The organism is Chryseobacterium caseinilyticum (genome assembly GCF_014837145.1).
Lineage (GTDB): Bacteria > Bacteroidota > Bacteroidia > Flavobacteriales > Weeksellaceae > Chryseobacterium > Chryseobacterium caseinilyticum.
The window spans coordinates 475,915-498,114 of record NZ_JACYFS010000002.1; the positions used below are offsets into that span (position 1 = coordinate 475,915).

A 22,200-nucleotide genomic window follows, 5' to 3' on the forward strand; every position below is an offset into this window, starting at 1 on the left:
ACAAATTTTGAATTATCATACTAATGCTGATGAAACATAAGTTGATAAAACTTTGTCAAAGTAAAAAAATACCGCTTTACAACTTTGACAAAGTGCAGAAATAATCATCCAAACAATCAGTTTTTATATTAAAAATCATATTTAGAAAATATATGAATTACTTTTTAACCTACGCAGTTTACGTTCTCATTTTATCTGTATTGATGGGACTTTCCAGTTGGAAACTGTTTAAAAAAATGGGATACAGTCCTGCTCTGGCATTTGTTCCTTTTTACAATTATTTTATTATTCTTAAAGAAACCAAACATCCTAAGTGGTGGGCAATTCTGTCTTATCTTCCGATTGTTGGGCCGATTATGATGTCTGTTTTTCATTTGTATCTGATGAAAAAGTTTGGAAAGACTCTGGTGCAGCATCAGATTCTTACCGTCATTTTACCTTTCATTTATATGGCTTCTGTTAACTATTCGAAAGATGCAGAAATTGAGGATGAAGAGGCGAAAAATATGTTTCTGACTGATAAGGAGAAATCATTGAAGAAAAAAGATTCATTTATGGGATCTATTACTTTTGCCGTTGTTTTCGCAACAATCATCCACGTCTTTGTAACGCAGCCATTCGGAATTCCTACTGGTTCCATGGAAAGAACTTTGCTTGTAGGGGATTTCCTTTTTGTGAACAAATGGAGCTATGGTTACAGAATGCCGATGCGTCCTTTGGCAATTCCTTTCCTTCAGGGAACAGTTTATGATTTCCAAAAAGACGGAAACCCTAAAAATGACGGTAAATCTTATGTTGACGGTGTAAAATTACCTTACGAAAGAATTCTTCAGTTTAACAAACCTCAGAGAAATGATATTGTAGTTTTCAATTATCCTCAGGATTCTGTACACACTGCAATCGACAGAAAAGATCCTTATGTGAAAAGATGTGTAGCTGTAGCTGGTGAAACTTTTGAAATGCGTGGCGGAAGACTTTTTGTCAACGGGAAACCTGAGATTGTTTTAGGTGATCAGGAACGACAACACAGATATATCGTCAAAACCAGCAGTCAGCTTGATGTTCCTGGATTGTACGATATTTACGGCTTTTTGCCTGTACAGGAAATTCAAGACGGTAGCGGATTTATTTACGCTTTTCAAGGTCTGACAGATAAAACTGCAGCTGAAATTAAAAAACTTCCTCAGGTAACTGAAATGAAGGAAGATATTATGCAAAAAGGTCAAGCAGCAATTGCATACAAAGATGAGAATAAAACAAAAATTGATACAACTCAATCTATTTTTCCTGTAAACAAAGCGTGGAACCAGGATTGGTACGGTCCGGTAAGAATTCCAAAAAAAGGCGATGTTGTGGCTATAAGCAAAGAAACTTTACCGATGTATCGCTGGATTATTTCTGAATACGAGCATAACAGCGTTTCAGAAAATAACGGTCAGATTTTGATTAACAATCAACCTGCAACAAACTACACCATCAAACAGGATTATTATATGATGGTGGGAGACAACAGAGATGCTTCTTTGGATGCGAGATTTTTTGGTTTTGTACCAGAGGAAAACATTGTTGGAAAACCGATGTTTACGTGGATGAGTTTGGAAGGAGCTTTTAAAGATAATAGTTCAAGCTATCAAGCCAATAAAGGTTGGTTTTTTGGTATGAAGTTTCGTTGGGAAAGAATGTTCAAAGCGACCAACACCGGCGATGCAAACAAAACTTCGTACTGGTGGATTGCAGCAATGATTTTAATTCTCTTCTTCGGCTGGGAGTATTTTGTAAAGCTTTTCAGAAAAAATCAGACAGAAGAATAATAAAATTTTTAATCAATAATTAGATGAAGTATTTGAAAAAGTACTTCATTTTTTCAATATAACAATGCAAAATATATTATTACCGGTATTTTATTTACCACCGATTTCATGGTTTTCAGAATTTTTAAATGATGAAAATGAAATCATCTTTGAACAGTTTGAAAACTTTCCAAAACAGACCTACAGAAACCGTTGCAATGTTTACGGAGCCAACGGAAAACTTTCCCTTATTATACCAATCAATCACAACGGCGTGAGAGAATATAAAAATATTGAAGTCTCTTACCGTGAAAACTGGCAGCATCTTCACTGGAAATCTATAAAAACTGCTTATCAGAGTTCACCTTATTTCGAATATTATGAAGATAAACTGGTTAAAATTTTTGAAAAGAAAGAAAAATTTCTTCTGGATTTTAATTTAAAAAGCCTTGAAACCATTCAGCAGATTCTGAAATCAGAAAAGGCATATTCTTTGAATACAGAATACCGCAAAATTCCGGAGGCTTCAGATTTCAGAGAAAGTTTTTCAGCGAAAAAAGAGTCAGATTATGAAACGGAAGAATATTATCAGACGTTTTCAGATAAGCTCGGTTTTATCAAAGATTTATCCATAATTGATCTTCTTTGTAACAAAGGCCCGGAATCAGCTACTTATATTAAAAATGTAAAAAATATTTCCAGATGAAAATATTTTCCTCAGAATTTGAATCAATTCTTTTAAAGGAAATCACTTTCATCTGATTTTAAAAAATGTAATTATCAGCTTATGAAAAAATTATTCTTAGCAGCGGTTTTTCTTACAGGTTTCACAATGTCTTACGCACAGGAAACCTCTGCACAATCAGCAGATCCTAAGTCGGATAAAGATTTAATGACTTGGTATCATAAAGATTTTTCTACTACCAAAGTTTATGGTGTAAACACTGAAAACGCTTATAAATTTCTTGAATCAAAAGGTTTAAAGCCAAAAACTGTAATTGTTGGGGTTTTAGACAGTGGAGTTCAGGTAGATCACCCGGGATTGGCAAAAAATATGTGGTCAAATCCTAATGAAGTTCCTAATAATGGCAAAGATGATGACAACAACGGTTACATCGACGATATTCACGGATGGAGTTTTATTGGAGGAAAAAATGGCGACATCGATGTTGATAATATGGAAGTAACACGTGTTGTAGCTAAATACAAGCCTGTTTTTGAAGGTGATGATTCCACTAAAAATAAGGCGAATCAGGCAAAAATGCCGGAAGAATTTGCAATGTACATGAAATCTAAAGAAATGTACGGCAAAAAAAGTGTTGAAGGGCAGCAAAGCGTTAAGTTGTACACCATGATTCAGGAATCAATTCCTACAATGGTAAAAATGCTTAATGGAAAGCCTTTCACAGCTGAGACAGTTAAAGCTATAAAACCAGCTGATCAAAATGAAGCGAGAGCTTTACAGGTAATGAATCAGGTTGTAAATAACCCTGAATTCGCCGGAAAATCTGCTGTAGAGTTTGAAAAAACAATGAAGGAGCAGATGAAAGAAGCTTTAGATCACTTCACTCCACAGGCTCAGCAGTATGATATCAACTTTGATCCGAGAAAAGAGATTGTAGGAGACAACTACGACGATTATTCTGAAAAGAAATACGGTAATAACCACTATGAAGGTCCGGATGCAGTTCATGGAACACACGTTGCAGGTATTATCGCAGGTCTTCCTCAGGGGAAAGAAGTTCAGTATGGTGTAGCTTCAAAAGTGGCGAAAATTATGTCTGTTCGTACCGTTCCAAATGGGGATGAAAGAGATAAAGACGTTGCCAATGCAATCAGATATGCTGTAGACAACGGTGCTAAAGTTTTAAATATGTCATTCGGAAAACCGGTTTCTCCAGGGAAAAACGTGGTTTGGGATGCATTCAAATATGCTGAAGACAAAGGTGTTCTTTTGGTAAAAGCAGCGGGTAACGAAAATCAGGATGTTGCCGAGCATACAGCATATCCTACCAACTTTAAAAATGCTTCAGACGCAGCACCTTTTGTAAGCAACGTTTTGGTAGTTGGTGCCAGTACAAACGACAGTGCTTCTCTTAGAGCTGGATTCTCTAACTACAACAAGAAAATGGTAAACGTTTTTGCACCGGGTCAGGAAATTTATTCTACAACTCCGAAAAACGAATATCAGTACTTGCAGGGAACTTCGATGGCTTCACCGGTTGTAGCAGGAGCTGCAGCAGTATTGTTAGCTTATATGCCAAACCTTACTCCGGCACAGATTATTGAATCATTAACAAAATCAAGCAACCTGAGTACTGTGGGAACATTCGCAGATTATTCCCAGGCTGGAGGCGTTATCGATCTCAAAAAAGCTGCAGAATATGCGTTTGCAAATTATTATAAAGGAAATACAGGTAAAGCAAATAAGCCTGCGAAAGCTGCAAAAAAAGCAGTGAGAAAATAAATATCAGCATTTATAGCTGTAAAGAGTCCGCATTTTTTTTGCGGACTTTTTTTGTTTTGTGGCATATTGGCACACTTTTTTATGTCTTTAAATTTTTTATTAAATTATTAAACAGAAATTATGAAAAAGCTAGTTTTAACAGGTTTTGTAGGCATTTCGCTTCTTAACCTTTCCTGCTCAGGAGTAAAGAAAGCAGGAGACGCACAGCAAAACCGATCCGAATTTCTTAAAATGAAAGGTGATTATGATATTGTGAGTATAGATTATGACAAGAAGTTCAAAATAAAACCTTTCGATGATGGCATCGATGCACAGTGTTTTGTAGGAAGTCACTGGAGGCTTATTCCAAATAATTATACCGGAGCTTATACAATCAATGGTGGCGGAAACTGTGGCGGAGGATTCACACAGCCTATTAAAATTGATGTAGTGAACGGATCTACATTTAATTTTAAAAAGATCGCAGACGGTACCAAAGCTAAACAAAATACTGCTGGTTACACCCTAACGCTTGTAAAACAGGCAACTGACCAGTTTTCTTTAGAGCAGAATATTCCTTTCGACGGTGAAAACGTAAGAGTTGTTTACAACTTCGAGAGAACAGGAATGAAATAATCAATTTTTAAAACTTATTTGAAATGAAATTTACAAAAACATATATCGCAGGCTTCTTTTTGTCTTCAGCATTATTGCTTACAAGTTGTGAAGCTGTACAGAATTCTAACCATCAGCAGAGAGGTACCGCAGTAGGTGCTGCTTCTGGTGCTGTTATCGGAGGTATTTTAGGAAATAACGTAGGAAAAGGTAAAAATGCTGCTCTTGGTGCCGTTTTAGGTGGCGTGATCGGTGGTGTTGCCGGAAATGTTATCGGTAATAAAATGGACAAGCAGGCTAAAGAAATTAAGGATACTTTGCCAGGTGCAGAAGTGGAAAGAGTAGGTGACGGTATTAAAATTACCCTTAATGAAAGCATCGTAACTTTTGCTTTTAATTCATCAGATTTAACTTCAACTGCGAAAACAAACTTAGATAAACTGGTAACAGTTTTAAAGAACAATCCTGATACAAACATCAATATCTACGGACATACAGACAGCGTAGGTTCAGATGATTACAACCAGAAATTATCAGAGAGACGTGCTAATTCAGTAAAAGCTTATCTGAATGGAAAAGGCATCGCAACGGCAAGACTTTTTGCATTGGGTGAAGGTGAGTCAAACCCAGTAGCAACCAACGATACAGATGCAGGAAGAGCTCAGAACCGTAGAGTGGAGTTCGCAATTACTGCAAACGAAAAAATGATCAACGACGCAGCTCAGGGTCAGTAATTTATTATTGATTTATTAAAATATCTAAACCGCTTTTATAGCGGTTTTTTTGTGTAAAATCATTATTTTTGCAGCTGATTACACATAAATGAAACAATATTTAAAGCTGCTTAGGGTAGAGCAATGGGTGAAAAACCTTTTTGTATTTGTTCCGCTGTTTTTTGCGGGTAAATTTACCCACACAGATCTCCTTCTTAAAAGTATCGTTGCTTTCATCGTTTTTTCTTTAGCTGCAAGTGTTGTTTATATTTTAAATGATTACAACGATATTGAAGCCGACAGAAAACATCCCGAAAAACGCAGAAGACCCTTAGCGAGTGGTGCAATTTCCAAAAAGAGAGCTCTGGTTATTTTGGCCATTCTTATCGTTGTTAACATTGGTTTTACTTTAGGCTCCCAAATGTATTTTCACGACAGTATCTGGAAATTTGCTCTTATAATTCTGACCTATTTTGTGATGAATCTGGCGTATACTTTTAAATTGAAACACGTTCCGATCATCGATATATTCATTATTGCAACAGGTTTTGTCTTGAGAGTTCAGGCAGGCGGTTCTATTACAGGAATTAATATTTCACAGTGGGCAGTGCTTCTTACATTCGTTCTGGCTTTGGTGCTTGCTATCGGTAAAAGACGTGGAGAGCTTATCAATGCGCAGGTTTCGGGTAAAACAAGAAAAGCTTTAGACGGTTACAACGTGCAGTTTGCGGATATTGCACTTTCAATTTCAGTAACTTTAGCCATCATCTGTTACCTTATGTTTACACTTTCACCGGAAGTTCAGCTTAGGTTTCATCCCAGAGTATTTTACACTGTAATTTTTGTTGTTTTTGCTTTTTTACGCTATCTCCAGCAGACTTTGGTGTACAACAGAACAGAATCACCTACCAAAATTGTGTACCGGGACCGTTACATTCAGGTTACTCTTTTTTTGTGGGTAATTGCATTTTTAATTCAAATTTATTTTAAAGAATGAAACCGAATTTTGTAAAGAAAGTGACCAACTGGGGAAATTTTCCCGTGGTTGAAAAAGAAATGCGTTCGGAAGATCAGTATTCTAAAATAAAAGATTTTGTTTTAAATCATAATGAAGTTATTGCCAGAGGAAACGGCCGTTGCTATGGCGATTCTTCTTTGGCTGAAAGTATTTTTTCGACTAAAAAACTAAACAAATTTATTAGTTTTGACCGTTTAAACGGAATCATCGAATGTGAATCAGGCGTTCTTCTTTCTGATGTTCTGGAAATATCAGTTCCTCAGGGATATTTTCTCTACGTTACGCCGGGAACAAAATTCATCTCCGTTGGAGGTGCGTTGGCGAGCGATGTTCACGGTAAAAATCATCATGCTGAAGGTTGTTTTTCTGAGTATGTTGTCGATTTTAAACTCATGAACGAAAAAGGTGAAATTATTACCTGTTCAAGAGAGGAAAATTCAGATAAATTCTGGGCTACCATCGGAGGAATGGGTCTTACAGGAATTATCCTTTCCGTTAAATTTAAATTAAAAAATATCGAATCGGCTTACATCCGTCAGGAAAGTATTAAAGCCGAAAATCTCGACGAAATATTCCGTCTTTTTGAAGAAAGCGAAAGCTGGACTTACACTGTAGCGTGGATAGACTGTCTGCAAAAAGGAAAAGATCTGGGACGAAGTATCATGATGCGCGGTGAGCACGCTTTTCCTCACGAACTTCCAGAAAAATTAAAGAAAAATCCGTTGAGGTTGAAAAAGAAGTTTTCACCCACGGTACCTTTTTATTTTCCCGGATTTGCGCTGAATTCTTTAACGGTAAAAATTTTTAATTATCTCTATTATAAAAAGCAGGCAAAAAAGGAAGTCAAAAATTTCACCGATTACGATACTTTTTTCTATCCGCTCGATTTTGTCAACGACTGGAACAAAATTTACGGGAAAAAAGGTTTCATTCAATACCAAATGATGATTCCAAAAGACAAAGGCAGAGAAGGAATGCAGAGGATTCTCGAAACGATTGCAAAATCGGGTAGCGGTTCTTTTTTAGCCGTACTGAAGCTGTATGGAAAGGAAAATCCCGAAGCTTACAACTCTTTTCCATTTGAAGGATATTCTTTGGCTTTAGATTTTAAAGTTGACAAAAATTTAAAAAAACTCATTGATCAGCTGGATTCAATTGTGGAGGAATATAACGGTAAAATTTATCTGACCAAAGACAGCATGAGCCGTTCTTCACTGACCAATTATCTTAAAAATGTTGAAAATCCGAAGTTTATCTCGATTCAGCATAAAAGAATTTTAAACAACAACAAAATATGATCGTTCTTGGAAGTACTTCAGAAGTAGCACAGGCATTCGTAGAAAAAGCACTTCAGGAAGGTGAAAAATTTGAAAAAATCTATCTTTTAACTTCCAGCAGGGAAGCATCAGAAAGATTTGCAAAGCATATCGACGTGAAATTTTTTCAGCAGTCTGAAATTATTGAAATCGATCTTGCAAAAGAAATAAATTATACAAAACTCGAACACATCAATTCGAATCTGTTGTTCTGTGCAACAGGTTTTTTGGGCGAGGGCTCTGAGGAAGGACTTTACGACGATAAAAATACAGCAAAAATTATTGAAATCAATTATTCAAAATTAGTTCCGCTGATCAACTTTTTTGCTCACAAATTTGAAAATAAAAGATCGGGAACAATCATCGGTTTGTCTTCCGTAGCCGGTGACCGTGGCAGACAGAGTAATTTCATCTACGGGAGTGCCAAAGCTGCTTTTACGGCTTATCTGAGCGGCCTCAGAAATTATCTTTTTGAGAAGAAAGTTCATGTGATGACCGTAAAACCAGGTTTTATGGATACCAAAATGACTGAAGGACTTCCTCTAAATCCTGCACTGACTGCTACACCCAAAAAAGCGGCGGAGTGCATTTATTCGGGATATAAAAAGCAGAAAAATTCAATATATGTTTTGCCAATTTGGAGCGTTATTATGCTGATCATCAGAAATATTCCTGAATTTATTTTTAAAAAATTAAAATTGTAAAAATATTCTTACTTTGTCAAAGCTTTACAACACAGTAATTTTGCTTTGACAAAGTTTTAACAGAATAAATTTTAACCATCAAACTCTCCAACCCTAAAACCCTCGAACCCTCAAACCCTCAAAACCAGCTCCCCATGAAAAAACTGTATTGTTTCGATTTTGACGGTACCATTACATACAAAGATACCATGTTTATGTATCTTAAATTCTATGATTCTTCTAAATTCCGAATACAGTTTTTAAGACATATTCCGCTTTTTGTTTTGCTGAAACTGAAATTGGCAGAAACCGAAAAGGTGAAAAAAAGTTTCATCGGATCAATTTTAAAAGGTCAGGATGAAAGTAAAATAAAAGAAAAATCCAGACAGTTTTTTGAAGCCCACTATCCGAAAATCGTCCGGGAAAATGCTTTGGATTTCATAAAAAACATAGACAAAGATACCACGGAAAGTCTTTTGGTAACGGCTTCACTGGATATTTGGGCACAGCCATTTGCCGAAGCTTTCAAAATGGAATTGGTTTCTACCAGAGCTGAGTTTAAAAACGGCGTTTTCACAGGTAATTTTATAGGTAAAAACTGCAACGGAAAAGAAAAACTGGAGCGCATTAAAAAAGAAATTTCAGACGAAAAGTTCGATAAAATCATTGCTTTCGGAGACACTTCCGGCGACCGACCAATGTTGAATTGGGCAAATGAAGGTCATTACCGATTTTTTCATTAATTTTGAGTCATCAAAACCGAATCAATGAACAAGTTGCTTTTTTTGTGTCTGGCTTTCGTTTTAAGCTGTAAAACAAATGTTTCAGATAAATCTTCTCAGGATTTAAAACCTCAGATTTTAATCACTTCCTCTCAGGGCGGTGGCGACTCCGAAGGATTTGTCATCATCAGAGACCAACAGCAATTATTGGCAGAAGTGGCAAAGCGAAATACTGTAGAAGACGGCAGCAAGTCCGCATATCCTGCAATTTCAGATAAAAACAAAATTATTATTTACGATTTGGGAAGTTTCAGTTCGGGTGATCACAGAATTACTGAAATTAAAAAAGCCTCAGTCGAAAATAACGTTTTAACCCTTGAAGTTCCCGAATACAAATCCGGTGGAATGGAAATCATGATGGTTTCAAATCCGTGGATGCTTATTTCGGTGCCTTCAGAAAAATCTTTTACTTCCATTAAACTTACATATTCCAAATTATAATGAATAAGATATATTTAGATAACGCTGCCACCACACCGCTTACAGAAGAGGTGATAGATGCCATGGTAAGCACAATGAAAATCAGCTACGGAAATCCGTCTTCTACGCACAGTTTTGGGCAGGAAGCTAAAATTTTGATTGAAAATGTAAGAAGGCAGGTTGCAGATTATCTTCATGTAAGTCCGGCTGAGATTATTTTTACGTCTTGCGGTACAGAATCCAACAATATGATTATTAAATCTGCTGTTTCGCATTTGGGTGTAGAAAGAATTATCAGTTCGCCAATGGAGCACAAGTGTGTCTCTGAAAGTATTTTGGACATGAAATCCAGAAAAGGGGTAGAGGTGAATTACATCCGTCCCAACGAAAAAGGTGATATTGATTTAGCCAAACTGGAAGAACTTTTAAAATCTTCAGATAAAAAAACTTTGGTGAGTTTAATGCATGCCAACAACGAAATCGGAAATCTGATTGACATCAAAAAAGTAGCTGAACTTTGTAAGGAAAACAACGCTCTTTTCCATTCAGATACAGTGCAGACGATGGCGCATATGTCTTTGGATTTTGAAGATATTAAAGTGGACTTTGCATCTTGCAGTGCACACAAATTTCACGGTCCGAAAGGTGTTGGTTTTGCTTTCATAAGAAAATCAAGCGGATTGAAAGGAATCATTACCGGAGGTCCTCAGGAAAGAAGTCTGAGAGCGGGAACAGAGAATGTGGCAGGAATTGTAGGTTTGGGCAAAGCTCTTGAAATTTCTTTAAACAAAATGGAAGAATTTTCAGATCACATGCAGGCGATTAAGGATTATGCTAAAGAAAAACTTTCAGAAGCAATTCCTGGTATCAAATTTAACGGAAGAAGTGCAGAGAAAGAGAACAGTCTTTACACTGTTTTAAGTGCTTTGTTACCATATAAAAATCCTTTAATTGGCTTGCAGCTTGATATGAAAGGTATTGCAGTTTCTCAGGGAAGTGCATGTTCTTCGGGAGCGTCAAAACCTTCAATGGTCATGATGATGGTACTTTCAGAGGACGAAATGGATAGTTGCACCCCGTTGCGCATCTCGTTCAGCCATATGACGACCAAAGCGGAAATTGATGCATTTGTAGAAGCTCTTGGAGAGATATCGGCAGATTTTTTGGTTATAGAAAAAACAAATGTTGAGCATAGATAGGCTTTTCAGATAAAAGAAGTAATTTTGATCTTAGAAATCAAAGAAAATATATTAATTAAAATAAAAGAAACAAAATGGCTTTAGAAATTACAGACAGCTCATTCCAGGAAGTACTTAAATCAGATAAACCGGTATTGGTAGACTTTTGGGCAGTATGGTGCGGACCGTGCAGAACTTTAGGACCAATTATCGAAGAAGTTGCTGCCGATTTTGAAGGAAAAGCAATCGTTGGAAAGGTAGATGTAGACAACAATCAGGATATATCTATGCAGTATGGTATCAGAAATATTCCTACAGTTCTTATTTTTAAGAATGGTGAGGTAGTAGATAAATTGGTAGGTGTAGCACCAAAAGAGGTGATTGCCGAAAAATTAAGTGCACACTTATAAAAAAAATAAGTTTGATAATGAATGCTTTCCGAGTTGGAGAGCATTTTTTTTGTCTAAATATTTGCAGGTTTGCTGAAATGTTGTATTTTTGCAACCACAATAACGAAAGGTATTAGCCTTAGTTATGGCAAGAGATCCGGTAGTTCAGCTGGTTAGAATGCCGCCCTGTCACGGCGGAGGTCGCGGGTTCGAGTCCCGTCCGGATCGCAAAGTTTTTACAATTTTAACTTTAAAAGAAAATTGATCCGGTAGTTCAGCTGGTTAGAATGCCGCCCTGTCACGGCGGAGGTCGCGGGTTCGAGTCCCGTCCGGATCGCTGAAAGTTTTTACAATTTTTCACTTTAAAAGAAAATTGATCCGGTAGTTCAGCTGGTTAGAATGCCGCCCTGTCACGGCGGAGGTCGCGGGTTCGAGTCCCGTCCGGATCGCAGAAGTTTATTCAAATTTCGGCAAAACCCCTTAAAACAAATGTTTTAAGGGGTTTTTTATTTTTAGTTATATCATTAAAAAGGTAAGAATAAGCAATAAAAAGTGGTCTAATTCGGGACCTCTTTTTAAAAAACTAATTTTGGTCCCTCAACTTTTATAAAATTATACTTCCCTTTGAGGTGAGCATATTTTAGAAAAATGACAAAATTTCGCGGGACCAATGTTAAAATTGGTCCCGAATTGAAAAAAATGGGTCCCGAATAGAGGCGGAAATTTATACTATTTCTGATGCTAATTTTAAAATGATGAGCTTTACTTCTCATTGCCTAGTGATTATTTTTGTCTTAATTTAAGAATTTCGAGGGACCAATGGTTAAATTGGTCCCGAATTAACAAAAAATGGGTCCCGAATGGCGAAAAATAAAGTCATTCATATACGGTGTAATGCCTATAAATAGAAGACTTGTCAGTTATGTAATATTTTGTAGATAAAAAATTAGTGAAAATTAGTTTTAATCTATAATTATTAAGTTATGATTACGCATTTATCTATTCTTTTCGTTGTGAAAAGATCAAAATTATCATCAAAAGGGCTATGTCCTATTCACTTACGTGTGACGTTTGAGGGAAAGAGGCTGGAAATTACCACCGGCAGATTTATAGAACCAGAAAAATGGTGCATTGATTCCGGCAAAGTCAAAGGAAAATCTGCAGAAGTTAGAGAGATTAATACTTATCTCGACATTTTGAGATCCCGGATTTATACCATACAGAAGGATCTTATTCAAGCAGGAGAGATCATATCAACGGAAAAGATCAGAAGTAAGTTTTGTGGTGTGGAAGATAATCAGCGATTATTGCTTATTATTCTAAATGATCATAATGTCAAGATGGAGCAGTTAATAGGCAACGAATATGCGAAGGGAACTTTGGTCCGTTATAAATGCTGCTACAGACATTTAAAAAATTTTTTGCGGATAAAATATAATTTATCTGATATTGACATTTCCAAAGTCAATCTTGAATTTATCAATAATTTTGAACACTATCTGAGGACGAAGGATGAAAATCCCTGCAGCAATAATTCAGCAGTTAAGTATATTAAAAACCTGAGTAAGGTCATTCGAATTTGTCTTGCGAATGAATGGATTAAAAGAGATCCTCTTGTAGGTTACAAATCAAAATACACAGAAGTCAACAGGAAATTTTTAGATGATGTAGAGTTGCGAAAATTGGAGAATAAAGAATTTAGTATTGAACGTATGGATGTTGTAAGGGATATGTTTGTTTTTAGCTGCTATACGGGCCTTTCATTTGTTGATGCCCGTAATCTTACGGCGGATAATATTGGTGTGGGAATTGACGGTAGAAAATGGATTTTCACTGCTCGCCAAAAAACTAAAATTTCTTCAAACATTCCTTTGTTGGAAAAGGCTGAGAAAATTCTTCTCAAATATGAAGATTATCCAAGATGTGGACATAGAGCTTCAAAATTATTGCCGATTCTCAGCAATCAGAAAATGAATGCTTATCTCAAAGAAGTAGCTGATCTCTGTGGAATCTCTAAAGAGCTGACATTCCATATCGCGAGGCATACATTCGCTACAACGGTAACTCTATCAAATGGAGTATCCATTGAAAGTGTAAGTAAAATGTTAGGGCATAAAAGTATTAAAACAACTCAGATTTATGCAAAGATTATGGACCGAAAGGTAAGTGATGAAATGGATTCATTAAGCGACCTACTCTCTAAGCGGGAAATTTCTTTGAAGGATAAATTATAAATATTACATTTATGTATAATTTCTGTTTCTTCGTGCTTAACCTTTTGCGGTTAGGCACGAAGAAACCCGAAATTTTCGGGTTCCAACTTTTTAATATTTTAAATTATTCCATCATCCGCAAAAGAAAAATGAGAATCTGAGGTCAGAATAAAATGATCCAGTAAATTCATACTCAAAACTTTTGCAGCCTCTTTAATCTGTGCAGTCATTTTAATATCACACCCAGAAGGCTTTAAATTTCCTGAAGGGTGATTGTGCGCAACAATAATCCCGGAAGCATTACAAAGAAGTGCAGCCTGCATAATTATTCTGACATCCACCAAAGTCGAAGAAATCCCACATTCTGATATTTTCTTAATGCCCAAAACCTTATTCGCCTGATTCAGATACAGTGCATAGAAAGATTCCCTGTAATCTATTTCTTCAGCATCGAAATGTGCCCTGAAAATATTTACTGCATCCACTGACGATGAAACAGACCTTTCACAATTTCCCTTTCTTGAGTAGCTCAACTTAATTTCATTTACAATATTGAATTTCATCTTTTTCGCTCCGGGTACGGCGGAGACCTGTTTTTCCCGCACCTGACATTAAAAAACCTGTAGATTGCAGATTGAAGGAAATTTTGACTTTTTCTATTCTTTACCGAGTTTGACACCAGATGTACTCATTTATAAACGAAGGAATAATTATGATCAAAATTTCAATGAACTGCATTTGCATCTTGTGAGGTTTCTGACTTTTCTATGCGGATTATCATTCAGGCAGGCACAAGGAAAACTGCAATCAATTCCTTGAAAGCAATGAGAAAGAAAATTGATGAAGCTTGAAATGTTTTTGTGGAGGGTTTGGAATCTCTGATTTCGGATACCCAAAAAGATTTTTTTCAGCAGGGACAACGGGAATATATTTGCTATAGAAAATCAATAAGCATAACGAGAAAAAATTCTTGTTTCATTTTTGATCATTGGATATTATAAAATAATTAATGCTCAATAGCTATCTAATCTTTATTGAATAGCAATAAGATAATAAAAAACTTATTAATTTACCAGTGGTGTTAAGATCTCAACATCTGAAATAATAAGCTTCAGTATTTGTTCTAAATTAAACTAAACGGATTTTTAAGAAACATTGTTTTCAGTTTTCATTAGACATAGTATTTTTTCTTCATCCAAAGACTTGCCCGTACAAGCAATATTAAGACGGGAACTTCTACCAAAGGACCAATTACTCCTACGAAGGCCTGATCTGAATTGATACCAAAAACAGAAATTGCTACAGCTATTGCCAGTTCAAAATTGTTACCTGTAGCTGTAAATGCGATAGATGCATTTTTATCATATGGTACTTTCATCGACCAATTGATAACGAAACTGACAAAGAACATCATTATGAAATACACTACGAGCGGTATAGTAATTTTAATAACCTCCATGGGCAGTTCTACTATTTTTTCACCTTTTAGACTGAACATTAAGATAATAGTAAATAATAAAGAATACAGGGTAAAAGGTGAGATTGCCGGTATAAATTTTCTTTTATACCACTCAATACCTTTTGATTTGACTAAGAGATATCGGCTTAAAAAACCAGATAGAAACGGGATACCCAAATATATAATAACACTCTTTGTAACATCTTTGACAGATACACTTATATCAAAATTCCCCAGGCCTAATTTTCCAGGTATAATGTTTATAAATAACCAGAAAGAAAAACTGTAGGTGAATATCTGGAATATACTGTTCAGGGCAACTAATATGGCGGCATATTCTCTATTTCCTTTAGCCAGATCATTCCACACTATAACCATTGCAATACATCTTGCCAAACCTATGAGAATCAATCCTATCATATAATCCGGCTCATTTCGTAAGAAAGTAACAGCAAGCACGAACATCAATATGGGACCAATGATCCAATTTAACAACAGTGATATGCTTATTACCTTTACATCTTTAAATAAAGTCGGCAATAACGAATAATCAACCTTTGCAAGTGGTGGATACATCATCAGAATCAGTCCAATAGCCAATGGAATATTTGTTGCTCCGACAGAAAGCGTATTTGTGATCTCTGTTATGTCAGGATATATGTATCCCAAACCCACTCCAAGTGCCATTGCAAGAAATATCCATAAAGTCAGGTATCTATCGATAAATTTTAGCTTCGGTTGCATATTTTAGAATTTATTTAATGCAGTAATTTTACTTTAGAAAAAACAAAGAACATTTCTACAGCAATCTGTAGACTTCTTTCTATATAAATTTGAGTCTGTTCAGGAGTGTGGTCTGATGCCTTTGGGTCATCATATTTAATAGAGAACCTTGCTTCTGCTCCAATGACTAAGGGGCAGCCTTTATCAGCATTATTACAGGTCATAATCGCAACAAATTCTTTTTTTGGATTAAATTTATTGCTGTATTCTTTTGAAAAGCATATGATTGGAGCTTCGTTGTCTGCATACTTTATGGCGTAGAGAGGATTCGTACTTTCACTCAACATCTGGAACTGAAAACCCTGACGCACCAGTGTCTCAGTTACTTTTGGAAATATTGCAGTCGCCTCTGTTCCGCCAGAATAACAGAATACATTTTTAATATTAAAGTGATAGGCCATTGTTTGCGCCCAAATCTGCGACAGGTGGCTTCGTCGGCTGTTATGTGTACAGATAAAGTTCAGTCTGATAGTTTTATCTGCGTCCAGTTTGTTTTGGATGTATTCTGCTAATTGCTTCAAAACAGTTTTTCTTTCTACTGTAATAGAGTCCAATGAAAGTGATGATATGGTATCTAAAATAGTTTTGTTCATATTGTTCGTATTTTATTTACATAATGTTCTACAAGACAGTTGTCACTCATCCACGTCAGTAATTTTTTATGAGCTATGCAAACCTACCTGCTGGACAGATCATAAAGAGATTCCGGAATACGGCTAATGGCAACTTAACTTTTCTAAATAATAATTCAGGTAAATATTTTCCCATTTCTTTTTTATCTAATGTCTTAATCTAGAACTGGTTTAACAGCAATCTCCGCCCGGTGAACACGTACTGGCTTTAGTAACAGGTAGCTGTATCAGATTCTTCTGAATTTTTCCCGAAGGAATTCCGCAAGCATCCTGAGCAAGACAAGCAGTTGTCTGACATTTAAGAACAAAAGTTTTCCCGTTGAAATTCAGGTCATATTTGCCAATGGTATCGCTTTGATATTCCACTTCGATCTCATTGTTTTCAATTCCTAACATTTCTTCAGAAAGTTTGATGATATTCAACAGTTTTCCAGGTTTCAAACGATGCTCATAGTCGTCTCCATTCCATAACTGAAAATTCACTGCTGATTTTTCTCGAACAACTCCGCCACAATCAATAAATTTTTTACTGATCTGTCCTACTTCTGTAACATGAAAATACTCAGGCACAAAAGTCCCGTCTTCCAATTGAAACTCTACATTCTCCAATGTTGTTAAAATCTCTTTTATTTGTTCTAGTGTCATATAATTTTGTTTAAAATGCTTTTATTCTAATAGTTAAAATTTATTGTAATAATGCAATATTGCGATATTCTGGAAGAAAAAAATGCGTTAGCAGCATTTCTGATCGGTAACTGTACTGATAATTTTTGAAAAATACTCTTTTAATATTTCAAAATTATTTTCATCGATACAGTAGCATACTGAGTTACCTTCGATGGTACCTTTTATCAAACCAGCATTTTTCAGTTCTTTCAGATGCTGGGATATTGTGGGTTGTGCCAAAGGTAATTCATTTACGATCTCTCCGGTGATACAAGTATTTACCTTGAGCAGATATTCAATAATAGCAACTCTGGCAGGGTGTCCTAATGCTTTTGTTATTATTGCAATTTTATTTTGTTGATCTGTAAAGTGATCCGTCTTTGTAGCTCCCATGTTGAAATTATATTGCAATATTACGATATTTAATACTTAGAGAAAATTTTTTCAATAGTTTTTTAACAATCAGTAAAAATCTTGATATTTCAAAACGTTAATCTTTCACAGTAATTATCTGATTAAGAATATCAATAACAAATAGGGTAAAATCAAAGAATCTTTAAGTGCAAAACGAACAAGAAATCTTTCTACCACGTGAACCATGCATCAGATAGCATTTCTCGTACAGCACGAATCTTTTAACCTATAATATTTTAAAATTTTCAATAAAATCTTTCGGTACTCCGAAGAGGTAGTGATTTTTTGTGCCAACCATTTCTAAACTTTGCTTTAACAAAATTTATAAAAATGGTCACATTATCCCTACTCACTAAAGAAGATCTTCAGGACTTTAAGAAAGAGCTCCTGCAGGAAATTACCACTCTGTTTGAAAACATAGGCGGTACACAAAAAAAATGGCTCAGAACGTCAGAAGTTAAAAAGTTGTTGAATCTCTCATCCGGTACTTTACAAAACCACAGGATTAACGGAACGCTCACATATAAAAAGCTAGGGGGCAGTCTGTATTACAGTTATGATGAAATCCAAAAATTAATGCAGTCGGAATAATTGCAATCAATCTAAAAACCTACAATTATGCACATCGAAAGATCAGAATTTATCGCGTGGATGGAAAGAATTATGGAACGATTTGATATCCTGAAAGATTCCATTGTTAGAAAGCAGCTACAAAGTACAGAAATCGACGGAGAACAATTACTGGATAACCAGGATGTTTTGCAGCTCTTGAGAATCAGTTCCAGATCACTGCAAAGATACCGGTCAGATAAAAAGCTGCCCTACTACAAGATCAGTGGGAAGCTTTACTATAAGAAGTCAGATGTTGAACAGTTTATCCGAAATAACTTCCACAGTGGGCTTCGGATTACAGGGAAAGATAATGACAAATAATTCCTCTCGCTTTCAAAGATTAAACAATCAGTTAAAAGCTAAATATTTTCGTATTCACATTTAAACACTACAGTAATGAGCGAAACCAATCAAAGAGAAATTCCTGACTTCGAAGAACTGTCTGATATTTTACTGTTTCACAATAAGAAAAGAATGAAGATTGAGGCTGTGACAGGAATCGATAATAAAGGCAATTTAAAAACAGTGGCTCCTACCAAAAGAAATCAAAACCAGTTTATGAGGGTTGATAAATCGGGTGACCTGTTTTCTAATTTCTTTTCCAACTTTTTCAGCCAGTTAAAAAATCCTACTCAATTCTCTTTTTTTAAAGTTCCGGCATCAGACGCAGAAACCAAAGCCAAAGAACTGCAGGAAAAAATAAATAGGCCTACTAAGGAAAACCAAGAACAACTTGACTCTACAGAAGTACAATTACCAAAAACAGATAAAACAGAAAAAACAATTCAAATGGAAGCAAAAGAGCCAACCACACAAAACAATGAGTACCGATATAATCCTGCACAGATTGATTGGGACATGATGTCCAATCTGGGTCTCAGTAAAGAAAGACTGGAAAAACTAGATATTTTAGATCCACTACTCAAAGGGTACAAAACCAATGATTTAATTTCGATCAGTCTCAACTTTGAGGGTGCAGTCACCAAATTGGATGCCCGACTTTCGCTTCAGCAAAATGAAGAAGGAAAAGTGACTATGGCGATTCACGGTATCAGAAAGGAGCCCCAGCTTAATTTCCCATTTTTCGGACATCAATTTACTGAGGACGATAAGAAAAACCTGTTAACAACTGGAAATATGGGTCGTGTCGTGGAATTGAAACATTTTAAAACAGGCGAACCCATTCCATCCATTATCAGTGTAGACCGACTCACCAATGAGTTGATTGCTTTAAAAACCCAATACATTAGAATCCCTGACGAAGTTAAAGGAGTTACGCTGGATGATCAGCAGAAACAGACTTTGCTTGAAGGAAAGCCGCTCTACATTGAAGGAATGATTTCTAAAAAGGGAGAATCTTTTAATGCGACTGTTCAGTACAATGCCGACAAGAGATACGTAGAATTTCTTTTTGACAGAACCCAGCACAAAGGTCAGTCTCATACAGTAACTCAAGATCAAAAACAAGATCAAAAACAATCTCCAAGCAAAAATGTGGAGGCACCTAAAAATTTCAGAGGAAAAGATCTTGATCAGGAACAGTACAGCAAATTCAAAGCAGGAGAGACAGTGTACATAAAAGGATTAAAAGACAATAAAGGAAAGGAATACCAGGGATATATCACCTTTAATCAGGAAACTTCGAAAACAGAGTTTTCATTCACCAATCCTAACCAATTAAGAGAAAAAGCCACACCTTCTGAGGATCACAAAACACAGACTGCGGTTAATTCAGGAGGCAAAACAAATGAAGCAACCAAAAATATCAAAGAACCGCTAAAGCCAAAACAGAAAGAACCTGCAAATAAACAGCAGGATGATCAGCAGAAAAAACCAACCCGATTAAAGGGGAGAAGAGTATAAGAATAGATGTCTAATCTTCCAATCATTTTATCACTTCATCAAAATCACAACTACCAATCAGTATTATTATGAAAGCAATTATCGCAGAAAAACCCAGCGTTGCGAGAGAAATCGCCCAGCTTCTCAATATCAAAGAGCAAAAAAACGGTTATCTAACGGGGAATGGCTACTGTATTACATGGGCATTGGGACATCTTGTCTCACTGGCCATGCCGGAAGATTATAGTATTCCCTCTTTTCACAGAGAATCTTTACCCATAATTCCACATCCTTTCCAGCTCACCCGAAAGAAGATCAAAAAAGGAAAATCTTACCCACCTGACCCAATGGCAGCAAAACAGCTTAAGATTATTAAAGAAGTCTTTGACCAGTGCAGTAGTATTATTGTAGCGACCGATGCAGGGCGGGAGGGAGAGTTGATTTTCAGATATATCTATGAGTATCTGAAATGTAAAAAACCGTTTGAAAGACTTTGGATCAGTTCACTGACAGAAAAAGCAATTGCTGCAGGATTCCGGAAATTAAAGCCTGGAAAGGATTTCGACGGATTGTACAGCGCAGGAAAGATAAGAAATGAAGCGGATTGGCTGGTGGGGATCAATGCTTCACAGGCTTTGACTATTTCAGCAGGCAACGGACTTTATTCTTTGGGCAGAGTTCAGACCCCGACACTTGCATTGATCTGCAAAAGATTCCGGGAACATCAGAATTTTAACGCTAAAAGATACTGGCAGATTCAATTGAAACATCGAAAAAGTTTTATTGACTTTAAGAGTGATTCATCGGATCACTGGGAAGATAAAAAATCAGCTGAACAAATTTTTAAATCCATTGAGCGGGAAGGAAAGGCTGAGGTTGTGGATGTACACAAGAAAACAATTTCAGAATCTGCCCCTTTGCTTTTTGACCTTACTGCTTTACAAAAAGAAGCGAACCGCAAATTTAGTTTTTCAGCGGATGAGACTCTGCAGATTGCTCAAAGTCTGTACGAGAAAAAATTCATCACCTACCCAAGAACCGGAAGCCGGTACATTCCTGAAGATGTCTGGTCAGAAATTCCTGAACTCGTAAGATGTCTGAGGAATCATGAGAAATTTAAAAAAGCATCTTCCATGCTCCATTTTGGAAGTTTTAACAAAAAGATTGTAAATGATGCTAAAGTTACAGATCATCACGGATTATTGATAACCGGTAAAATTCCTTCATCATTATCCGCACAGGAAAATTCAGTATACGACCTGATTGCTTTCAACCTTTTGGAGACCTTGTCTGATGACTGTATCAAAGAGCAGCACTGCATAATGTTAAAAGTACATCATTATAAGTTCCATTCAAAAGCTATAAAAATGCAGCAAAGGGGCTGGCGCTCCGTGAAAGGAATCCTGTCACTAGAAGCAAATGACAATACTGAAGAAATCCTTTTTGAATTCCCGGATGTCAAAACCGGAGATGATTTAAAAATTTCTCATTTAGAAATTCAGGAAAAATCGACTCAGCCGGCAAAACTCTACACGGAAGCAGATGTATTATCGGCGATGGAACATGCAGGAAAACATATCGATAATGAAGAACAGCAAAAAGTTATACAAAATTTTGGAATAGGTACCCCTGCAACAAGAGCATCAATCATTGAAACCTTGCTAAAAAGAGATTATATCCAGCGCCAAAAAAAGAAAATTATACCTACTCAAAAAGGGTTGCACATTTATGAACTGGTTAAAGATAAAAAGATTGCGAACGTAGAGATGACTGCTGAGTGGGAGATGGCACTTTATGAAATAGAGAGAGGACAAATGGATGCGGAACAGTTCCTCAATAACATTAAAGAATATACTTCTCAGATCACTGCTGAACTATTATCACTGCTCATTCCAAAAGAAGAAGTTCCCAAGCTCACCTGTCCAAAATGTAGAAGTCACGAATTAATTATTAATGATAAAGTATTTAAATGCCCTAATGAAATATGTTCGTGGATTCAATTTCGTCAAGTCTGCGGTATTCAGCTTTCTGTCAATGATATCTGCCTGCTGATTGAAAAAGGCAGGACTGCTCTCATTAAAAATATGATAAGTAAGGCAGGAAAAACGTTTGAAGCATTTATTGTTCTGGAATCTGACGTCACGACAAGATTTGAATTTCCGAAAAAAAAGGTTTTAGATAAGATTCCATAATTCTACACATTTTACTGACTCATCGTTTAAATACCGC

At 36.1% G+C, this 22,200-nt stretch carries 22 protein-coding genes and 3 tRNA genes; 20 read left to right on the forward strand and 5 right to left on the reverse strand.

Annotated elements, in window-relative coordinates; all coding sequences use genetic code 11:
- Positions 1 to 152: 152 nt before the first annotated feature.
- From lepB to IC610_RS10230, 16 genes are all read left to right on the forward strand, one after another.
- A complete protein-coding gene (gene lepB / locus IC610_RS10155) occupies positions 153 to 1,811 on the forward strand; it encodes a signal peptidase I (RefSeq protein WP_191736748.1) in 1,659 nt (552 codons plus the stop codon).
- A gap of 64 nt (positions 1,812 to 1,875) precedes the next feature.
- Entirely contained in the window at positions 1,876 to 2,496 is a 621-nt protein-coding gene (locus IC610_RS10160; RefSeq protein WP_191736749.1) for a WbqC family protein, read from the forward strand.
- Between the two features lie 81 nt (positions 2,497 to 2,577).
- A complete protein-coding gene (locus IC610_RS10165) occupies positions 2,578 to 4,257 on the forward strand; it encodes a S8 family serine peptidase (RefSeq protein WP_191736750.1) in 1,680 nt (559 codons plus the stop codon).
- Between the two features lie 120 nt (positions 4,258 to 4,377).
- Complete coding sequence (locus IC610_RS10170; RefSeq protein WP_191736751.1) at positions 4,378 to 4,872, forward strand: hypothetical protein; 495 nt, start codon at positions 4,378 to 4,380, stop codon at positions 4,870 to 4,872.
- Between the two features lie 23 nt (positions 4,873 to 4,895).
- A complete protein-coding gene (locus tag IC610_RS10175; RefSeq protein ID WP_056077246.1) occupies positions 4,896 to 5,585 on the forward strand; it encodes an OmpA family protein in 690 nt (229 codons plus the stop codon).
- A gap of 88 nt (positions 5,586 to 5,673) precedes the next feature.
- The gene (locus tag IC610_RS10180; RefSeq protein WP_191736752.1) at positions 5,674 to 6,561 is read left to right on the forward strand and encodes a decaprenyl-phosphate phosphoribosyltransferase; all 888 of its coding nucleotides are present in this window, start codon (positions 5,674 to 5,676) and stop codon (positions 6,559 to 6,561) included.
- Positions 6,558 to 7,880, forward strand: a complete 1,323-nt coding sequence (locus IC610_RS10185; RefSeq protein WP_191736753.1) for an FAD-binding oxidoreductase — start codon at positions 6,558 to 6,560, stop codon at positions 7,878 to 7,880. Before IC610_RS10180 ends, IC610_RS10185 begins: the two co-directional genes overlap by 4 nt.
- Positions 7,877 to 8,602: an SDR family NAD(P)-dependent oxidoreductase gene (locus IC610_RS10190; RefSeq protein ID WP_191736754.1), complete on the forward strand. Its 726-nt coding sequence runs from the start codon at positions 7,877 to 7,879 to the stop codon at positions 8,600 to 8,602. Before IC610_RS10185 ends, IC610_RS10190 begins: the two co-directional genes overlap by 4 nt.
- A 134-nt stretch (positions 8,603 to 8,736) precedes the next feature.
- The gene (locus IC610_RS10195) at positions 8,737 to 9,324 is read left to right on the forward strand and encodes an HAD-IB family hydrolase (RefSeq protein WP_191736755.1); all 588 of its coding nucleotides are present in this window, start codon (positions 8,737 to 8,739) and stop codon (positions 9,322 to 9,324) included.
- A 24-nt stretch (positions 9,325 to 9,348) separates the two neighbouring features.
- The gene (locus tag IC610_RS10200; protein ID WP_191736756.1) at positions 9,349 to 9,804 is read left to right on the forward strand and encodes a hypothetical protein; all 456 of its coding nucleotides are present in this window, start codon (positions 9,349 to 9,351) and stop codon (positions 9,802 to 9,804) included.
- Complete coding sequence (locus tag IC610_RS10205) at positions 9,804 to 10,982, forward strand: cysteine desulfurase family protein (RefSeq protein WP_191736757.1); 1,179 nt, start codon at positions 9,804 to 9,806, stop codon at positions 10,980 to 10,982. The genes IC610_RS10200 and IC610_RS10205 overlap by 1 nt, the downstream gene beginning before the upstream one ends.
- Positions 10,983 to 11,056: 74 nt before the next feature.
- The gene (trxA, locus tag IC610_RS10210; RefSeq protein ID WP_056077266.1) at positions 11,057 to 11,371 is read left to right on the forward strand and encodes a thioredoxin; all 315 of its coding nucleotides are present in this window, start codon (positions 11,057 to 11,059) and stop codon (positions 11,369 to 11,371) included.
- Between the two features lie 133 nt (positions 11,372 to 11,504).
- Positions 11,505 to 11,578 (forward strand) — tRNA-Asp (locus tag IC610_RS10215).
- 35 nt (positions 11,579 to 11,613) lie between these two features.
- Positions 11,614 to 11,687, forward strand: a tRNA-Asp gene (locus IC610_RS10220).
- A gap of 38 nt (positions 11,688 to 11,725) precedes the next feature.
- Positions 11,726 to 11,799, forward strand: a tRNA-Asp gene (locus IC610_RS10225).
- A 534-nt stretch (positions 11,800 to 12,333) separates the two neighbouring features.
- Positions 12,334 to 13,584 (forward strand): site-specific integrase, encoded by a 1,251-nt coding sequence (locus IC610_RS10230; protein WP_191736758.1) that lies wholly within the window; start codon positions 12,334 to 12,336, stop codon positions 13,582 to 13,584.
- 98 nt (positions 13,585 to 13,682) lie between these two features.
- Here IC610_RS10230 and IC610_RS10235 read toward each other — a convergent pair whose 3' ends face one another.
- The 5 genes from IC610_RS10235 to IC610_RS10255 all read right to left on the reverse strand — a co-directional run bounded on the left by IC610_RS10235 (position 13,683) and on the right by IC610_RS10255 (position 17,496).
- Positions 13,683 to 14,126 carry a JAB domain-containing protein gene (locus IC610_RS10235; RefSeq protein WP_191736759.1) on the reverse strand — a complete coding sequence of 148 codons (444 nt, stop codon included), beginning with the start codon at positions 14,124 to 14,126 and terminating at the stop codon, positions 13,683 to 13,685.
- A 608-nt stretch (positions 14,127 to 14,734) separates the two neighbouring features.
- A complete protein-coding gene (gene arsB, locus IC610_RS10240) occupies positions 14,735 to 15,766 on the reverse strand; it encodes an ACR3 family arsenite efflux transporter (RefSeq protein ID WP_191736760.1) in 1,032 nt (343 codons plus the stop codon).
- Positions 15,767 to 15,780: 14 nt separating this feature from the next.
- Entirely contained in the window at positions 15,781 to 16,398 is a 618-nt protein-coding gene (locus IC610_RS10245) for a low molecular weight phosphatase family protein (protein ID WP_191736761.1), read from the reverse strand.
- A 210-nt stretch (positions 16,399 to 16,608) separates the two neighbouring features.
- Positions 16,609 to 17,082: a DUF6428 family protein gene (locus IC610_RS10250; RefSeq protein WP_191736762.1), complete on the reverse strand. Its 474-nt coding sequence runs from the start codon at positions 17,080 to 17,082 to the stop codon at positions 16,609 to 16,611.
- A gap of 87 nt (positions 17,083 to 17,169) precedes the next feature.
- On the reverse strand, positions 17,170 to 17,496 hold the full coding sequence (locus IC610_RS10255) for an ArsR/SmtB family transcription factor (RefSeq protein ID WP_191736834.1): 327 nt from the start codon (positions 17,494 to 17,496) through the stop codon (positions 17,170 to 17,172).
- A 351-nt stretch (positions 17,497 to 17,847) separates the two neighbouring features.
- Here IC610_RS10255 and IC610_RS10260 point away from each other — a divergent pair, with 351 nt between their 5' ends.
- From IC610_RS10260 to IC610_RS10275, 4 genes are all read left to right on the forward strand, one after another.
- Positions 17,848 to 18,108: a helix-turn-helix domain-containing protein gene (locus IC610_RS10260; RefSeq protein WP_191736763.1), complete on the forward strand. Its 261-nt coding sequence runs from the start codon at positions 17,848 to 17,850 to the stop codon at positions 18,106 to 18,108.
- Positions 18,109 to 18,135: 27 nt separating this feature from the next.
- On the forward strand, positions 18,136 to 18,450 hold the full coding sequence (locus IC610_RS10265) for a helix-turn-helix domain-containing protein (RefSeq protein WP_056077287.1): 315 nt from the start codon (positions 18,136 to 18,138) through the stop codon (positions 18,448 to 18,450).
- 75 nt (positions 18,451 to 18,525) lie between these two features.
- Positions 18,526 to 19,992 carry a DUF3945 domain-containing protein gene (locus IC610_RS10270; RefSeq protein WP_191736764.1) on the forward strand — a complete coding sequence of 489 codons (1,467 nt, stop codon included), beginning with the start codon at positions 18,526 to 18,528 and terminating at the stop codon, positions 19,990 to 19,992.
- 68 nt (positions 19,993 to 20,060) lie between these two features.
- Positions 20,061 to 22,163, forward strand: a complete 2,103-nt coding sequence (locus IC610_RS10275; RefSeq protein WP_191736765.1) for a type IA DNA topoisomerase — start codon at positions 20,061 to 20,063, stop codon at positions 22,161 to 22,163.
- The last annotated feature ends 37 nt before the right edge of the window (positions 22,164 to 22,200 follow it).

Excerpts from the sequence above, each read along its gene's own strand:
- lepB (WP_191736748.1), top strand. The coding sequence starts at position 153 with ATGAATTACTTTTTAACCTACGCAGTTTACGTTCTCATTTTATCTGTA.
- IC610_RS10160 (WP_191736749.1), top strand. The coding sequence starts at position 1,876 with ATGCAAAATATATTATTACCGGTATTTTATTTACCACCGATTTCATGG.
- IC610_RS10165 (WP_191736750.1), top strand. The coding sequence starts at position 2,578 with ATGAAAAAATTATTCTTAGCAGCGGTTTTTCTTACAGGTTTCACAATG.
- IC610_RS10170 (WP_191736751.1), top strand. The coding sequence starts at position 4,378 with ATGAAAAAGCTAGTTTTAACAGGTTTTGTAGGCATTTCGCTTCTTAAC.
- IC610_RS10175 (WP_056077246.1), top strand. The coding sequence starts at position 4,896 with ATGAAATTTACAAAAACATATATCGCAGGCTTCTTTTTGTCTTCAGCA.
- IC610_RS10180 (WP_191736752.1), top strand. The coding sequence starts at position 5,674 with ATGAAACAATATTTAAAGCTGCTTAGGGTAGAGCAATGGGTGAAAAAC.
- IC610_RS10185 (WP_191736753.1), top strand. The coding sequence starts at position 6,558 with ATGAAACCGAATTTTGTAAAGAAAGTGACCAACTGGGGAAATTTTCCC.
- IC610_RS10190 (WP_191736754.1), top strand. The coding sequence starts at position 7,877 with ATGATCGTTCTTGGAAGTACTTCAGAAGTAGCACAGGCATTCGTAGAA.
- IC610_RS10195 (WP_191736755.1), top strand. The coding sequence starts at position 8,737 with ATGAAAAAACTGTATTGTTTCGATTTTGACGGTACCATTACATACAAA.
- IC610_RS10200 (WP_191736756.1), top strand. The coding sequence starts at position 9,349 with ATGAACAAGTTGCTTTTTTTGTGTCTGGCTTTCGTTTTAAGCTGTAAA.
- IC610_RS10205 (WP_191736757.1), top strand. The coding sequence starts at position 9,804 with ATGAATAAGATATATTTAGATAACGCTGCCACCACACCGCTTACAGAA.
- trxA (WP_056077266.1), top strand. The coding sequence starts at position 11,057 with ATGGCTTTAGAAATTACAGACAGCTCATTCCAGGAAGTACTTAAATCA.
- IC610_RS10230 (WP_191736758.1), top strand. The coding sequence starts at position 12,334 with ATGATTACGCATTTATCTATTCTTTTCGTTGTGAAAAGATCAAAATTA.
- IC610_RS10235 (WP_191736759.1), bottom strand. The coding sequence starts at position 14,126 with ATGAAATTCAATATTGTAAATGAAATTAAGTTGAGCTACTCAAGAAAG.
- arsB (WP_191736760.1), bottom strand. The coding sequence starts at position 15,766 with ATGCAACCGAAGCTAAAATTTATCGATAGATACCTGACTTTATGGATA.
- IC610_RS10245 (WP_191736761.1), bottom strand. The coding sequence starts at position 16,398 with ATGAACAAAACTATTTTAGATACCATATCATCACTTTCATTGGACTCT.
- IC610_RS10250 (WP_191736762.1), bottom strand. The coding sequence starts at position 17,082 with ATGACACTAGAACAAATAAAAGAGATTTTAACAACATTGGAGAATGTA.
- IC610_RS10255 (WP_191736834.1), bottom strand. The coding sequence starts at position 17,496 with ATGGGAGCTACAAAGACGGATCACTTTACAGATCAACAAAATAAAATT.
- IC610_RS10260 (WP_191736763.1), top strand. The coding sequence starts at position 17,848 with ATGGTCACATTATCCCTACTCACTAAAGAAGATCTTCAGGACTTTAAG.
- IC610_RS10265 (WP_056077287.1), top strand. The coding sequence starts at position 18,136 with ATGCACATCGAAAGATCAGAATTTATCGCGTGGATGGAAAGAATTATG.
- IC610_RS10270 (WP_191736764.1), top strand. The coding sequence starts at position 18,526 with ATGAGCGAAACCAATCAAAGAGAAATTCCTGACTTCGAAGAACTGTCT.
- IC610_RS10275 (WP_191736765.1), top strand. The coding sequence starts at position 20,061 with ATGAAAGCAATTATCGCAGAAAAACCCAGCGTTGCGAGAGAAATCGCC.